This is a genomic window from Pseudomonas migulae (assembly GCF_024169315.1).
Classification (GTDB): domain Bacteria; phylum Pseudomonadota; class Gammaproteobacteria; order Pseudomonadales; family Pseudomonadaceae; genus Aquipseudomonas; species Aquipseudomonas migulae_B.
On the sequence record NZ_JALJWR010000001.1, the window covers coordinates 2,811,934 to 2,826,807 of the forward strand.

Consider the following 14,874-nt stretch of genomic DNA (forward strand, 5'->3'; position numbering starts at 1 on the left):
TCGGGGCGTTTTTCATTGGCTGAGTGCGCGCGAAACTCGACTACCCCAACACACCCAAGGCTTTCGCCCGTGCCACAGCCTGCGTGCGGCGCTCAACTCCAAGCTTGCTATTGATGTGGCTGGCGTGGGTTTTAACGGTGTGCAGGGAAATGAACAGCTGGTCGCTGATTTCTTGGTTCGAGCAACCTTGGGCAATGAGTTTCAGCACCGACAGCTCGCGGGAGCTGAGCTGTTCGCACGCTTGTGAGGACTCCGGGGCAATGCGTGCAGCGACAAGAGGGAGACGTTCTGAAAGACTCTGCGAAACCTCTGCTTTCGCGCAATTCTGCAGCTGCTCGCGAAGCCAGTCGGGGTATTTGCTCAACAAGACATCAAAAGGTTGCAGCACGCCGCCGCTGGCCGCTTCGAGGGACTGAGCGAAGGTTTGCCGGGCTTCAGGCTCACGGTTGTGCGCAAGGAGCAGTTCGGTTTTCTGCGCCAGGGCCATCACACTGAGCAACTGCCGACCGGTTTGCTGACCATGCTCGAGCAACGCATTCAATCGCCCCTCGGCCAGCATCGGCTGCGCCTGAATGACCTCCAGCAAGGCCTGTTGCAACTCGATATGCAGCGGCAGTTGCGGGTGGAATTCCGGCGGTGCAGCCGGCTGTTCGCCGTTGTAGGTCTGGCCCAGTCGCGCCAGCCAGGCTTCCGCCAGATCGGTACGCCCCTGGGCCAGCCAGAGTTCGCATTTGACCAGGGTGATCATCGCCAGGTAGTAGATCGGCGGTACGTCCCAGATGTGCATCAGCCGTTCGGCTTCGGCGAGTTCGGCAAACGCCTTGGCGAATTCGCCGCTGCTGCCTTCGAGCCTGGCGATCACGCAATGGCCGATCAGTACGCTGATGTCGCGACAGGCGCGGGCTTCAGTCAACCCCGCCTGCAAACGCGCCCGCGCCGTCTGCGGTTGCAGACGCAGGGCCAGCAGAAACCCCTCGTACAAGGTCAGCCGGGCGCGCACGGCATAGAGCCGTTGCGGCGACAATCCTTGCAGGCGTTGCAACCCCTGGCGGACTTCATCCAGCGAACGCAGGATTTCCCCTCGCGCCTGCAACACCCGGGCGCGATCGTAATGGGCCAACGCTTCGAACAATGGATTGCCCACCCGTTGCGCCAGCTCCAGAGAATCACGGTTCAAGCCCCGTGCCCGCCATAAATCGCCGTCGGCAATGGCCAGGTTGGACAGGGTTGAAAGGCACATCAGGCGCTGGCCGTAACGCTTGGACGGAAGGCTCTCCAGCGCTTCGGTGCAATACAGCAGCGTCAATTCGCGATTGCCGCGACCGCGCGCGATGATCCCGCTCAAGGCCAGCCATTGCGCCAGCATGGACTTCTGCGCAGTGGCCGACGGCGCCGGCAGGAAGCGGCTCAGGTGACTGGCCAGCTCCTCGGCGGCATCCAGCTGACAGGCCAGCCCCAGCGCCCAGCTGTAGAGCACGATCAAGCGTGGCGTGCTGATCAGCAGGCTGTCGGGCAAGTCCATTTTCCAGCGCAGCAACATGCCGACGTTCTGTTCAGCCAGCAGTTGTTCTTCGGAAAGGTTCTGTACCAGGTTGGCCGCCACGTCCAGGTGCCCGGCGCGCAACGCCTGTTCCACCGCTTCATCGAGCAGACCCTGGGCATTGAACCAGCGACAGGCGCGCAGGTGCAGGCTAGCCGCCGGCACCATTGCCTGACGGGTCGGCCGGGTACGCAGCAGGTCGGAAAACAGATGGTGATAACGATACCAGTGACCGTGTTCGTCCAGCGGCACCAGGAACACTTGATGCGCGAGCAGAAAACCCAGGATCTCGGCACTGTCATGCGCCTCGCGAACGGCGTCGCACAGCTCGCTGCAAAAACGCTCCTGAGGCGCGGTGTCGTACAGAAATGCCTGCACCTCGACGGGCAGGCAATCGATGACTTCTTCGAGCAGGTAATCGCGAATCAGCCCTTCCCCGCCATGCAAGGACTGGGGCAATGCGCCTTCGGAGCCGGCTTCGGAAGCCGCCAGCAACCAGAAACGCAAGCCAGCGACCCAGCCCTCGCTGCGCTGGATCAAGCTCTCCAGCGCTTCGCCGCGCAAGGACGTGCTGTGTCGATCGAGCAGGGTCAGGGCTTCGTCGTGGGTCAGGCGCAGATCCTGTTCATGCAACTCGAGCAATTGCCGTGACAGGCGCAGACGTGCCAGGTGCCAGTCCGGACGCTGGCGACTGGTAACCATCACCAGCAAGCCGTCGGGAAGATGATTGAGGAAAAATTGCAGGCAACGATCGAGCACCGGACCCTGGGCCAGATGGTAGTCATCGAGTACCAGCAGCAGTGGTGCCGTCGGCAACAGATGCACGGCCAACTCGTCGAGCAAACCGTCCAGCCATTCCTCGAAGGCAAACGGCTGATGCCGCTGACGCATTTTCAACAGGCCCAGGGACTGCCTGCCCAGCTGCGGAAAAAAGTCCTGGAGGCCTTCGAGCAACCGCTCGAGAAAACGGCCGGGGTCGCTGTCTCGGGGACTCAACCCCAACCACAGACTTTGCCAGTGAGCTGGCAGCCCCTGACAGAACTCTACTGCCAGCGAACTCTTGCCAAACCCCGCCGGTGCGCTGACCAGCAACAGCCTGCCACCGAGGCCGGCACTCAGGCGCTCGCATAAACGAGGCCGCAGCACGTGCCCGTCAGGCAGCGGTGGCCGAAAGAAACGGCCGTCCAGTGTCGCGACGGCAACGCTTGCAGGGCCCGGGAGTGGGGACAGATCAGTCATGGCCGGCTCTTGTTTGAAATGCTGTTGGCGGCGTTGCAGATGTCCGCAGACTAGCGGTAAACGAAGAGGTATTGAAGGTTATTGCTACAAATGGCTACAAAAAGTCTACGCGCAAAAAAAAGCCCCGAACCAGTCGGGGCTTTTTTCGAGGATGCGGCCTCTGTTCAGTTCAGGTTAACGAACCCCGGACTGACGCAATGCCGCCGGTGTGAAGTCGCTGGTGGTGGCAGTGAAACCGAAGTTGTACGCCGATTTCTCTTCGTTCTTCATACCCAGTGCCAGGTAACGGCCGGATTGCAGGTCGTACAGGGTTTCCAGGGTGTACCACGGCACTTGAACGTTATAGTAGTTCTGGGAGTGAGCTTCTGCCACACGCCACAGTTGGTTACGACCGTCGTAGTGATCGATCACCGCTGCTTGCCAGGTGTCTTCGTCGATGTAGAAGTCACGCTTGGCGTAGATGTGACGCTGACCTTCCTTCAAGGTGGCCACGACATGCCAGACCCGACGCAGCTCGTAACGAGCCAGGTCCTGGTTGATGTGACCGGCCTTGATGATGTCGCTGTACTTCAGCTTCGGATCGTCGAGCTTGTAGCTGTCGGAGGCGATGTACATCTCTTTCTTGCCTTCGAGCTTCCAGTCGTAACGATCCGGTGCACCGTTGTACATGTCCAGGTTGTCGGAGGTACGCAGGCCATCCGCCGCAGTACCCGGCCCGTCATAGGACACTTGCGGTGCACGACGCACACGACGCTGACCGGCGTTGTAGACCCACGCCGAACGTGGCTCCGCCACCTGATCGAGGGTTTCGTGCACCAGCAGTACACCACCGGCCAGACGTGCCGGCGCGGTCACTTCCTGCTTGAAGTAGAACAGGATGTTGCCCGGGTTCGCCGGATCGTAATCCTTCATCTTGTCGCGGAATACGAACTGGTCCTGGAAGTACACCAGGCTGTACGAGCCGTTCGGCTGCGGCGTGGCCTGGGTCACCAGACGGGTCACGCTGCCACCGCGATAGCGGGTGATGTGGTTCCAGATAACCTCAATGCCGGTCTTTGGAATCGGGAACGGTACGGCTGTCTCGAAATTCTTCAACCCGTTGCCGCCGGACACCAGCTCGGTGGCAGTGGCGTTTTTCTTGATGGCCGCGAACACGTCATCCGGCACGGTAGCGCCGCGATGGGACGGGTAAACCGGCATCTTGAAGGTTTCCGGGTAGCGCTTGAACATCGCGTACTGGCCCGGAGCAAGCTTGTCCTTGTACTGGTCGACGTTCTGCGCGGTGATGGTGAACAGCGGTTTTTCACTGGCGTACGGGTCGGACAGGAAACCTTTGCTGTCGGCGGTACCGGCGTTTTTCGGCAACGGCTTCCAGGCCGGAATCGAACCGTCGGCATTGCCGGCCATCTCGGCGCCCATCGGCGTCAGACTCTTGCCCAGCTTGTCCGCCTCGGCCGCAGGGACCGCTGCCATGACGCTGGTCGCCAGCAGCGTAAGCCCCAGAAATCCAGCGTGGAACAGACTCTTTGTTGTTTTCATAGGTGTGTTCGTCCTGAAAATGCAGTGCTTAGAAGTTCACGCCGAAGCTGAGCGCAACGAAGTCGCGGTCATCCACGGTGGTGTACTTGCCGTCAAAGAAGTTGGTGTAGGCCAGGGACGCGGTGTAGGTATTCTGGTACTCGGCATCGAGACCCAGGCTGACCGCTTTGCGACCTTCCTCGAAGTTGCCGCCAGGACCTGGCGAGTAACCGTCCACGTCATGGGACCAGGCAATGTTCGGCTTGAGGTTTACACCGGCGAATACGCTGTTGTAGTCCCAGATGGCACGAGCGCGATAACCCCAGGAGTCTGTGGTGGTGAAGCCATCGTTTTCGCAGTAGCGATTGACGTTGTTTTGTGGTCCGCCTGCTCCCAGAGTGCTGGCGTTCAATGCCTGGCACTGACCGCCTGGCAATGGACCTGGGCCGTAGCTCGGGTCACGGCCGTAACGTGCTTTCGAGGTGCTTTCCAGGCCGCCGACGTGGGTCCAGCCCACCTCGCCCACCAGGGTCAGTCGCTCGGCGCCCATCACTTGGTCGAAGAAGTGCGTGAAGGTTGTCTGCAGCTGGCTCACTTCCTTGCGACGATAGCCATGTTGATCTTCGCCTGGACGACCTTGCAGCACGGAAACGTTAGGGTTCAGTGGCGTCAGGCCGGAAAAGAGGATGTCGGTGGTGTTGAGCTGTACCGGTGCGTTCGGACGGTAGCTGAATTCACCACTCCACGCGGTACCGGTAGGCAACGTGGTGGAGAAGCTCAGGCCATACAGACGAATATCTTCCGGGTACTCGACGAAGTAGCTGGAGTTGGCCGCTACCACCAATGGCAGGGTTTGCGCCGCCAGCCCGTTCGGGCCACCCACGATGCCACCAACGGCACCCGGCGGAATGCCCGCGCCAATCAATGCGCCGCCCAGTGCGCCACCAAGTGCCTGTGCGTTATAAGCGCTCGCAGGTGCACCCTTGCCACTGAAAATCGGCGCACGACTGTGGTAGTTCATGAAGTAGGCACCGAATTCAGTGTCCAGCGGCTCGAACATGTACTTGAAGGACACGCCGAACTGGCCGCTGTCACGCGCGTCACGATCCGGACCACGTTTGACAATGGCGCCTTCGTCTGGATTACCCCAGTTCACGCCCCTGGCAGCCAGCGTATTGATGACAGCGCTACGCGCGCCGGCCGGCAAGGCCCCCAGTGAGCTGTTGATCCCGTTACGGGTCCGCAGCACGGCCAGGTTTTGATCGCAGCCATCCGAGATCACGTCAGGTTGCGAGAAGAACGTGCCGCAGTTGTCGGTAACGGTCTGGTCCCATTCCAGCTGATAGAACGCTTCGGTCGAGAGGTTCTCGGTCAGGCTCTGGGACACGTAGAACATGTTGACCGGGATCAGGCCTTCCTTGATCTCGGCACCTGGACGACGGAACGCGGAAACGTCGATCGGGTTGATCGAGTTGATACCGCCGCCGATGAAGGTACTTTCACCCCAGCTCACTACCTGCTTGCCCAGACGCACGGAACCCGGCTGATCGGCAATCGAGTAGTTGTGGTAGACGAAGGCGTCGAGGATCTGCGCGCCGGAGGACTTGGCGCCTTCCTTGCGGTTGCTGTCGCTGATGTCCTTGAACGGACGGTCTTCGTCCTTGAGTTCGAAGTCATACCAGTATTTGCCCCGGACGAAGACGCCGGTGTCGCCATATTTCAATTCAAGGTCATGGATGCCTTTGAAGATCTTCGAGAAGGTTTCCCCGCTCTTGAAGTTCAAGTGACCGTCATCGGAGGTCTGGGACAGGCCGCGACCGCCGTTGTTGACGCCGATGAGGTTCTTGTTGGCACTCTCGGTAGACCAGCTGGCACCGATAGACAGGGATGAGTCGAACTGACCTTCGATTTCACCAACGTTGAAACTGACGCCGAATGCGGGCCCGGCGAGCGAAGAGGCAAGACTGACAGCCAGGGGCAGTTTAGCCCGGCGCCAGAACTGGTTTACTGATGTCATCGACGCTACTCCATGTGCATTATTGTTATGGCAGTGAGTACTTTTAAAAACGCTGTGGTTGACCGGGAGCCAAGGCTTCCCGAAGTCACTCCAAAGTTGCATCGCCCCGTTTTGTGCGTTTGCCCCGTTCTTAAAAATCCTTGAGCGGACTATAGCCAGCAGGTAGTACTGCTTGATCCCTCTAAAGTGTGATTTGCAGCTGCCAGCCACTCTGGAACAGTCCTTTCGCCAGACCGACACCTGTCGGCACGGGAAGGATGGCTGAAAATTCGGATTTCACAAGCCAAGCGCTTGCTTGGTGGGGCTGGCGTGCCCTTTTGGGGCACGCCGAAGACGCTTAAAGCGTCGAGAGGAAGGTGCTGTTGTTGGCTTGCCACTCAGTGATGTCGACGCGAATGCGCTTCTTGTCGAGCTTGCCGACACTGGTCTTGGGAATTTCAGTAACAAGGGCGATCTGGCTCGGGATGGCCCACTTGCTCAGGTGCCCCAGCTCCACAAACGGCTTGAGGTGCTCCTTGAGTTCTTTGGCCCCGATGACATGGCCCTCGCGGATCACCAGCAAGGCAAACGGGCGTTCGCCCCACTGTGGATCGGCAATGCCCACCACTGCTACTTCGCGTACCGCCGCATGGCGACTGATCAGGTCTTCGAGGTCCAGGGAGGAAATCCATTCGCCGCCGGTCTTGATCACGTCCTTGATCCGGTCGCGAATATCGATCACGCCCATGCTGTCCAGCGTCGCTACGTCACCGGTGTGCAGCCAGCCGCCGGCCCAGAGCTCGGCGCCCTTCTGCGGCTCATTGAAATAACCTTCGGTGAGCCACGGCGCGCGCAGCACCAGTTCGCCCTGGGTCTCGCCATCGGCAGGCAGGAAGTTGCCGTCGGTGTCGACGATCGCCGCCTCCACAAGAGGCCCCGGCACACCGGCCTTGATTCGATACGTGGTGCGCTCGTCTTCGGTGCCCGCCATCAACTCGTCGTTGAGGTGCGCGCACGAGACCAGCGGTCCGGTTTCCGACATGCCGTAAGCGGCCGTCAGTTGAATACCCTTGGCCTTGGCGGCTTCGTACAGTGCACGATTCAATGCACTGCCGCCGATGACGATTTTCCAGCCACCGAAATCCGTGCCTTGCGCAGCCTTGGCGTTGAGGACCATTTGCAGGATGGTCGGCACGCAGTGCGAAAAGGTAACCTTTTCCTTGCGCCATAGCTCCACCAGGTATTCCGGATCGTAGCGCCCCGGATATACCTGCTTGAGCCCGAGCATCGTCGCCACATACGGCAACCCCCAGGCGTGCACATGGAACATCGGGGTGATCGGCATGTACACGTCGTTGGTGCCCAGCAGCCGCACGCTGTCGATGGCCCCCATGATGGTCGACACGCCCATGGTGTGCAGCACCAGTTGCCGGTGGGTGAAATACACGCCCTTGGGATTGCCGGTGGTGCCAGTGGTGTAGAACGTGGTCGCGACCGAGTTCTCGTCGAAGTCCTGGAAGTCGTACTGCGTGCTCGCGGCCGCCAGCAATTGCTCGTACTCGCCGATGAGGTTCGGCAAGTCGGCGGTTTTTTCCGGCAGATCGGTCAGCAGCAGGGTTTTCTCGACCGTGGTCAGATGACCGGCAATCGCGTTGTAAAGCCCGACGAACTCGCTGTTGACCAGCACGAAGCGGTCCTCGGCGTGGTTCATGGTGTAGAGGATCTGTTCCGGCGACAGGCGCACGTTGATGGTGTGGATCACCGCGCCGATCATCGGGATGGCGAACATGCATTCCAGATAACGATGGCTGTCCCAGTCCATCACCGCCACGGTATCGCCGGCCTTGACGCCGGCCGCCGTCAGTACGTTGGCCAGGCGTGCGACCCGTTCGATCAGGGTCGGGTAGCTGTAGCGCACCTGGTCGCGGTAAATGATCTCGCGGGTTTTCTCATAGCGCGCGCCAGACATCAGCAGCCGTTTGATCAGCAACGGATACTGGTAAGCGCCTTCGGCTGGGGGGATAACGCGAGTCTGCAACATAAGAATCCCTTTTCTGACTGCACGGTCGTGACTGAAAGTAAGCACTCTAGTGCCCTTCCATGACAACCAAATCAGCCGAAGGAATGATTTGCAGAATTCAGCAAATGCTAGCGTTGCGCCAGCATTTAACTGCAATCCAGGCCTGTAGGAACCGGCTTGCTGGCGATAGGAACTCCAGGGTTTATCAGACAGACCGAGGCGATGCCATCGCCAGCAAGCCGGCTCCTACAAGATCAGTGCATCTCGGTGAACGCGAGTTTGACGCCGATGGCAATCAGCACCGCGCCCATGGTCCGGTCGAACCAGTGGCCCATGCGGGCAAAACCGGCGCGTACGCGTTGCTGACTGAACAGCATCGCCACCAGGCAGAACCACAGGGCCGTCGCTGCCGCGAGGTAAATCCCGTAACCCGCTTGCACCGCCAGCGGTGTGTGCGGATTGATCACCACGGTGAACAACGACAGGAAGAACAGCGTGGCTTTCGGGTTCAGACCGTTGGTCACGAAACCCGAGGTGAAGGCGCCGCGAGCCGTGCGCTCACCCGCTTCCTGGTGCAGGTCGTCGGCCACCGGTTTGGCCGGTTGCGCACGCAAGGCCTTGAAGCCGATGTACAGCAGGTAAGCGGCGGCGGCCCATTTCAAGGCGTTGAACAGCACGATCGACTGGGACACGATCAGGCCGATGCCGAGCAGCGAATAGCCGACGTGCAGGAAAATCGCCGTACCGACGCCCAGCGCGGTCCAGGTGCCGGCGCGACGACCGTGGGTCACGCTCTCACGCACCACCACGGCAAAGTCGGGCCCGGGGCTGGCCACGGCCAGCAAATGGATGAGGGCAACGGTCAAGAACTCTGTCCAGTACATGGGGGCTCCTATTGGGGCTGAACGGTCGAATTGAATTTATAAGCTGGCACTTTTCTTGTGGGAGCGGGCTTGCCCGCGAAAGCGGTGGGTCAGTCGCCATAATGGTTGCCTGATACTCCGCCTTCGCGGGCAAGCCCGCTCCCACAGGTTCGGCGTCTGGCCTGGCTGTAAGTAACCATTTGTTTCTATCTGGTAGGCTCGGCAGATTACGCCTTCAATTCAATGCACAAAAGGTACAGTTGATGACGAACCCTCGCCGCGCCGTTTTCCTCGACCATCCCTCGCTGGACCTCGGCGACCTCGACCTCAGCCCATTGCGTGAGTGCTTCGACGATTTGCAGCTGTTCGCGCAGACCACGCCGGATCAGGTGATCGAACGTCTCAAAGGCGCGACCGTCGCCATCAGCAACAAAATCCTGATCGACGCCGCCGCCATTGCCGCCAGCCCCGAACTGAAGCTGATCCTGATCACCGCCACCGGCACCAACAACGTCGACCTCGCCGCCGCCCGCGCCCATGGCGTTACCGTGTGTAATTGCCAGGGTTACGGCACGCCATCGGTGGCCCAGCACACCATCATGTTGCTGCTCAACCTGGCGACGCGCCTCGCCGATTATCAGAAAGCGGTCAGCGAAGGTCGCTGGCAACAAGCGAAACAGTTCTGCCTGCTGGATTACCCGATCGTCGAACTGGAAGGCAAAACCCTGGGCTTGCTCGGTCACGGCGAGCTGGGCAGCGCGGTCGCACGACTGGCCGAAGCCTTCGGCATGCGCGTGCTGCTCGGGCAGATTCCGGGGCGCCCTGCCCGGCCGGACCGTTTGCCGCTGGATGAGCTGCTGCCGCAAATCGATGCATTGACGCTGCACTGCCCGCTCAACGAACACACACGTCACTTCATCGGCGCCCGCGAACTGGCCTCGATGAAACCGGGCGCCTTTGTGGTCAACACCGCCCGTGGTGGCTTGATCGACGAACAGGCACTGGCCGATGCCTTGCGCAACGGTCATCTGGGCGGCGCCGCCACCGACGTGTTGAGTGTCGAACCGCCGACCGCCGGCAACCCGTTACTCGCCACCGACATTCCACGCCTGATCGTCACACCGCACAACGCTTGGGGCAGTCGCGAGGCGCGGCAGCGGATCGTTGGCCAATTGACTGAAAACGCTCAGGGATACTTCAGCGGTAAGGCGCTGCGGGTCGTCAGTTGATAAACTGCGGCACTTTTTTTCAGGGAGCAGAGTATGGATCCGCGCAGTGAAGTACTGCTTCGTCAGGCCGAGTTATTCCAGGGTTCGGTGTTGCTGGCCGGTTTGCCCGCCGATGATTTGCTGGGGCGCCTGTCCGATGCGCATGGCTGGTGCTGGCACGCCGGCGATCAGGCCGCGCTGGACGCTCGTTTCGCCGAGCGCAGCCATTTCGGTGTGACTGCGCCCGAGCGCGAGTTCGAAACCGCGGTGGTGTTTCTGCCCAAGTCCAAGGATCTTACCGATTACATCCTCAACGCCCTGGCCTCGCGGCTGGCCGGTCGCGAGCTGTATCTGGTGGGTGAAAAACGCAGTGGCATCGAAGGTGCGGCCAAGCAACTGAATCCGTTCGGCAAGCCGCGCAAACTCGACAGCGCGCGTCATTGTCAGCTCTGGCAGGTCACCGTAGCCGATGCGCCAGCGGCCAAATCCCTGGAAAGCCTGGCTCAGACCTATGAGTTGCCGCTGGCCGAAGGTCCGTTGAAAGTCATCAGCCTGCCGGGTGTGTTCAGCCACGGTCGACTGGATCGCGGCAGTGCGTTGTTGCTTGAACATCTGGACAAATTGCCGAGCGGTCATTTGCTGGACTTCGGCTGCGGCGCGGGCGTTTTGGGCGCAGCGGTCAAACGTCGTTATCCGCACAACCAGGTCACGCTGCTCGACGTGGACGCTTTTGCGGCCGCCAGCAGTCGCCTGACCCTGGCTGCCAACGGTCTTGAAGCAGACGTCATTACCGGTGATGGCATCGATGCGGCGCCGATGGGTTTGAGTGCGATCCTGAGCAATCCGCCGTTCCACGTCGGCGTGCACACCGACTACTTCGCTACCGAGAACTTGTTGCGAAAAGCAGCCAAACATCTGAAAAACGGTGGCGAACTGCGCCTGGTTGCGAACAGCTTCCTGAAGTATCAACCGCTGATCGAAGAGCACCTTGGCGTCTGTGCGATCAAGGCTGAGGGACAGGGTTTTCGAATCTACCGGGCCAAACGCGGCTGAGAAATAAGTGCTTGCCTAACGGGTTTCGCCTAGGCAGAATCCGCTCCGTCCTAGGGGAGTAGTCTCCCACGAGCGCCATGCTCGTCCGGCATACGTCAACATACTTGGTCCTCAGACCATGGCGTATGCGACCCAAGCGTCCGCATCAGACGGATCGCCAGGGTTTGACAAGACCTATGACACGAACACCTTACCCGGGGCGGGAAGGCTGTACGTGTCATAGCCGTGTCGACCCGCCCCTTAGGAAAACCCTGATGCTGGATTCACTTCTCGTTCCCACCGCAATCGTTGCCTTGGCCGAAATCGGCGACAAGACGCAACTGCTCGCGCTGATTCTCGCTGCCCGTTTCCGCAAACCGTGGCCGATAATCGCCGGCATCGTTGCTGCCACCCTGGCCAACCACGCGGCAGCCGGTGCGGTAGGCGCCTGGGTCGGGAGCTTCTTCTCGGATTCGATGTTGCACTGGATTCTCGCCGCGAGTTTCACCGCGACGGCGTTGTGGACCCTGGTGCCGGACAAGATGGATGACGACGAAGCCAGCACCGCACGCAAGTTCGGGCCGTTCCTGACGACGCTGATTGCGTTCTTCCTCGCGGAAATCGGCGACAAGACCCAGATCGCAACCGTGATGCTCGCCGCGCAATACCCGGAACTGTGGCTGGTGATTATCGGCACCACCGCGGGTATGTTGATTGCCAACGTGCCAGTGGTGTTGGCGGGTAACTTTGCGGCGGACAAACTGCCCCTGACGTTGATCCGTCGCCTGGCGGCTTCGGCGTTCTTCGTCCTGGCGATTGTCGCGGTGTACAAGGCGATGCAGAGCAGCGGGTGGGTTTGATGCGTTAGGTCGGTAGACCGTCGTCGGAACGCCGCCCGGACCAAGCCCGCACCCACATTCGACCGTATTCAACATGAGAACACGGTCAAAATGTGGGAGCGGGCTTGCTCGCGAAGGCGTCTTCAAAGACGCCGCATGACCATCAGGATTTCGGCGCCTTCTCGTACAACGGCATCACCTTCGGAATTGCCGCCTGCAACGAAGCAATCCGACTGGACGACGCCGGGTGCGTGCTCATGAACTCCGGCGGCGAACCTTCCGAGGCCTTGCTCATCTTGTTCCACAAGGTGATCGCGGCATTCGGGTTGTAACCGGCGCGAGCCGCCAGTTCCAGGCCGATCAGGTCCGCCTCGTTTTCATTGGAGCGGCTGTTGGGCAAGGTCATGCCGTAGTTGGCCACGGTGTCTGCCAGCGCCAGGCTGTCCTGGCCCAGACCGAACAATGCACCCGCGCCCTGCTTGGCCATTTCGATACCGTAGGCCTTGGACATCGCTTCACGACCGTGCTCGCGCAGGGCGTGGGCGATTTCATGGCCCATGATCGCGGCGATTTCATCGTCGGTCAGTTTCAGGCTGTCAATCAGCCCGGTGTAGAAAATGATCTTGCCGCCAGGCCCGCAGTTGGCGTTGAGTTCGTCACTCTTGATCAGGTTGACTTCCCATTTCCACTGGGCCGAATCCGGACGAAAAATCGGCGCCTGGGCAATCAGCCGATTGGCGATCGCCTGGATGCGCTTGGCATCGTTACTGGTCTTGTCCAGCACACCTTTGCTGGTCGCCTCGCCAACCGTCTTCTGGTAAGACTGGGCGTACATCTGGTTGACTTCGTCCGTGGACAACATGCTGAACATGTACTGCTTGCGCTCCACACCCACGGCACCGCCGCTGGTGGTGTTGACCGACTGACAACCGGCGAGCAACAGACCCGCACTCAGAGCACACAAAACCAATCGCTTGTTCATCAAAAAACTCCCTGAAAACATGCCGGGTATCCTAGGCGGGGAAATGTATCGACGCCAGATACAACAGACATTCAGACGCATATTTCGGATAAAGCTCTCATCGCCGTAGGAAAAAATTCACATAACCTCCCCCGCCACGGCTGGTAACGGCCCGCAGTGATTCATTTGCGACATCAACCACTCCAAAACAGCCATTTCGCCCCGCCCCGCTCATGCCCCTCGAATCCCCTGCCGATACAGCACCGCAGATGTCCTCTTGCGTGCGGAGCACCCATGAAATTCAAGTCAATCCAGTTTTCCGTGGCGGCCCTGGCTGGCGCCATCGTTTTGAGCGTCGTCGCCGCGCTGGTGCTGTACGCCCTGTTTTCCGGTGCCCGGACCCAAGACATGGTTCAGGAACGAACCCAGGCGCAATTCGAGCAAGTCATCGAACAGCGCCTGACGTCCCTGGCGCAAACCCAGGTCAGCCAGATCCAGCGCGAACTTGAAGCGCCCCTGCTGATTGCCGGCGGTCTGGTGCGGGTCAACGCGTTGATCGGCACGCCGGGCGCAGACGGCCAGCCGCAGCTGAGCCTCAGCCGTGAGCAAATGATCAGCCTGATCAAGGAAAACGTCGCCAGGAACCCGAAAATCCTCGGCACCTACATCGGCTGGGAAAAAGACGCACTCGATCACAACGACGCGGCTTACGTCGGCACCAAAGTGGTCGGCATCGACGCCAGCAACGGCCGTTTCCTGCCATGGTGGTTCCGCAATGAAGACGGCACTCTGGGCCTGGACAAACTGGTGGACGTCGACGACCAGAAAACCCTGTCCACCGGCGTGCGCGCCAGCGAGTACTACCTGTGCTCGAAAGAAACCAAAAAATCCTGCGTGATCGATCCGGCGCCTTATAAGGTCGGCGACAAGATCGTCATGCTCGCTTCCTTTATTGAACCGATCATGCTCGACGGCGCGTTCCAGGGCATCGTCGGCGCCGACCTGTCGGTGAATTTCATCCAGGAAATGCTCCTGGGCGCGAACCAGAAGCTGTACAACGGCTCGGGCGTCATGGCGCTGATCGGCGGTAACGGCCGGATCGTGGCCTACACCAAGGACCCGAGCAAATTCGGCGAGAAGGTCAGCGACATTCTCGACAGCCAACAGATCGCCAACATGGCCAATCTGAAGCGCGGCGAAGTGACCTACACCGTCGACAAGGCCCAGGGCCGGATCGAGTTGTACCTGCCCTTCGGCATCGGCCAGACCGACGCCCGCTGGACCCTGATGCTGCAACTGCCGCTGAACGCGGTCATGGCCGACCTGCAAAAACTCCAGGCCGACCTGAACACCCAGCGTAAATCCGACACCTTTGGCATGGCCATGGTTGGCCTGCTGATTGCCGGCATCGGTTTGCTGGTGATCTGGCTCGTGGGCCACGGCATCGCCCGGCCGCTGAAACAGATGGTCGCCATGCTCGACGACATTGCCAAAGGCGAAGGCGACCTGACCCGTCGGCTGACCAGTGATCGCGCCGACGAACTGGGCTCGATCGCCAAAGGCTTCAACACCTTCCTCGCCAAGTTGCAGGCGATGATCACTCAGGTCGTGACGTCGGTGCAGAGCGTCAGCGATTCGTCGGAACACACCGCCGACAT

General features: G+C 60.3%; 9 protein-coding genes, 1 pseudogene and 1 riboswitch. Of the genes and pseudogenes, 4 read left to right on the top strand and 6 right to left on the bottom strand.

Translation table 11 applies throughout. The features are described from left to right. Positions 1–40 precede the first annotated feature (40 nt). The 5 genes from J2Y86_RS12855 to J2Y86_RS12875 form a co-directional block, all read right to left on the bottom strand. Complete coding sequence (locus tag J2Y86_RS12855; RefSeq protein ID WP_253431758.1) at positions 41–2,779, bottom strand: LuxR C-terminal-related transcriptional regulator; 2,739 nt, start codon at positions 2,777–2,779, stop codon at positions 41–43. 174 nt (positions 2,780–2,953) lie between these two features. Continuing rightward, complete coding sequence (locus tag J2Y86_RS12860; RefSeq protein ID WP_253431761.1) at positions 2,954–4,318, bottom strand: DUF1329 domain-containing protein; 1,365 nt, start codon at positions 4,316–4,318, stop codon at positions 2,954–2,956. A gap of 28 nt (positions 4,319–4,346) precedes the next feature. Next, positions 4,347–6,314, bottom strand: a complete 1,968-nt coding sequence (locus J2Y86_RS12865) for a DUF1302 domain-containing protein (protein ID WP_253431763.1) — start codon at positions 6,312–6,314, stop codon at positions 4,347–4,349. A gap of 337 nt (positions 6,315–6,651) precedes the next feature. Next, positions 6,652–8,334 carry a fatty acid--CoA ligase gene (locus tag J2Y86_RS12870; protein WP_253431777.1) on the bottom strand — a complete coding sequence of 561 codons (1,683 nt, stop codon included), beginning with the start codon at positions 8,332–8,334 and terminating at the stop codon, positions 6,652–6,654. Between the two features lie 233 nt (positions 8,335–8,567). Beyond that, on the bottom strand, positions 8,568–9,197 hold the full coding sequence (locus J2Y86_RS12875; protein WP_253431779.1) for a LysE family translocator: 630 nt from the start codon (positions 9,195–9,197) through the stop codon (positions 8,568–8,570). A gap of 242 nt (positions 9,198–9,439) precedes the next feature. Between J2Y86_RS12875 and J2Y86_RS12880 the strand changes: the two genes are divergently transcribed. The 3 genes from J2Y86_RS12880 (at position 9,440) to J2Y86_RS12890 (ending at position 12,276) form a co-directional block, all read left to right on the top strand. Then, positions 9,440–10,405, top strand: a complete 966-nt coding sequence (locus J2Y86_RS12880) for a 2-hydroxyacid dehydrogenase (protein WP_253431783.1) — start codon at positions 9,440–9,442, stop codon at positions 10,403–10,405. Between the two features lie 33 nt (positions 10,406–10,438). Then, the gene (locus J2Y86_RS12885; RefSeq protein ID WP_253431786.1) at positions 10,439–11,437 is read left to right on the top strand and encodes a class I SAM-dependent methyltransferase; all 999 of its coding nucleotides are present in this window, start codon (positions 10,439–10,441) and stop codon (positions 11,435–11,437) included. Between the two features lie 40 nt (positions 11,438–11,477). After that, positions 11,478–11,603, top strand: a riboswitch (yybP-ykoY riboswitch). An 88-nt stretch (positions 11,604–11,691) separates the two neighbouring features. Further along, positions 11,692–12,276 (top strand): TMEM165/GDT1 family protein, encoded by a 585-nt coding sequence (locus tag J2Y86_RS12890; RefSeq protein WP_253431789.1) that lies wholly within the window; start codon positions 11,692–11,694, stop codon positions 12,274–12,276. Between the two features lie 142 nt (positions 12,277–12,418). Here J2Y86_RS12890 and J2Y86_RS12895 read toward each other — a convergent pair whose 3' ends face one another. Further along, positions 12,419–13,237 (bottom strand): M48 family metallopeptidase, encoded by an 819-nt coding sequence (locus J2Y86_RS12895; RefSeq protein ID WP_253431792.1) that lies wholly within the window; start codon positions 13,235–13,237, stop codon positions 12,419–12,421. A 1,362-nt stretch (positions 13,238–14,599) separates the two neighbouring features. Here J2Y86_RS12895 and J2Y86_RS30440 point away from each other — a divergent pair. After that, positions 14,600–14,797: pseudogene (locus J2Y86_RS30440) on the top strand (HAMP domain-containing protein); the annotation flags it as partial. Positions 14,798–14,874 lie beyond the last annotated feature (77 nt).

What these genes read in the sequence shown, in the direction of transcription:
- J2Y86_RS12855 (WP_253431758.1), bottom strand. Translation starts at nt 2,779, where the DNA reads ATGACTGATCTGTCCCCACTCCCGGGCCCTGCAAGCGTTGCCGTCGCG.
- J2Y86_RS12860 (WP_253431761.1), bottom strand. Translation starts at nt 4,318, where the DNA reads ATGAAAACAACAAAGAGTCTGTTCCACGCTGGATTTCTGGGGCTTACG.
- J2Y86_RS12865 (WP_253431763.1), bottom strand. Translation starts at nt 6,314, where the DNA reads ATGACATCAGTAAACCAGTTCTGGCGCCGGGCTAAACTGCCCCTGGCT.
- J2Y86_RS12870 (WP_253431777.1), bottom strand. Translation starts at nt 8,334, where the DNA reads ATGTTGCAGACTCGCGTTATCCCCCCAGCCGAAGGCGCTTACCAGTAT.
- J2Y86_RS12875 (WP_253431779.1), bottom strand. Translation starts at nt 9,197, where the DNA reads ATGTACTGGACAGAGTTCTTGACCGTTGCCCTCATCCATTTGCTGGCC.
- J2Y86_RS12880 (WP_253431783.1), top strand. Translation starts at nt 9,440, where the DNA reads ATGACGAACCCTCGCCGCGCCGTTTTCCTCGACCATCCCTCGCTGGAC.
- J2Y86_RS12885 (WP_253431786.1), top strand. Translation starts at nt 10,439, where the DNA reads ATGGATCCGCGCAGTGAAGTACTGCTTCGTCAGGCCGAGTTATTCCAG.
- J2Y86_RS12890 (WP_253431789.1), top strand. Translation starts at nt 11,692, where the DNA reads ATGCTGGATTCACTTCTCGTTCCCACCGCAATCGTTGCCTTGGCCGAA.
- J2Y86_RS12895 (WP_253431792.1), bottom strand. Translation starts at nt 13,237, where the DNA reads ATGAACAAGCGATTGGTTTTGTGTGCTCTGAGTGCGGGTCTGTTGCTC.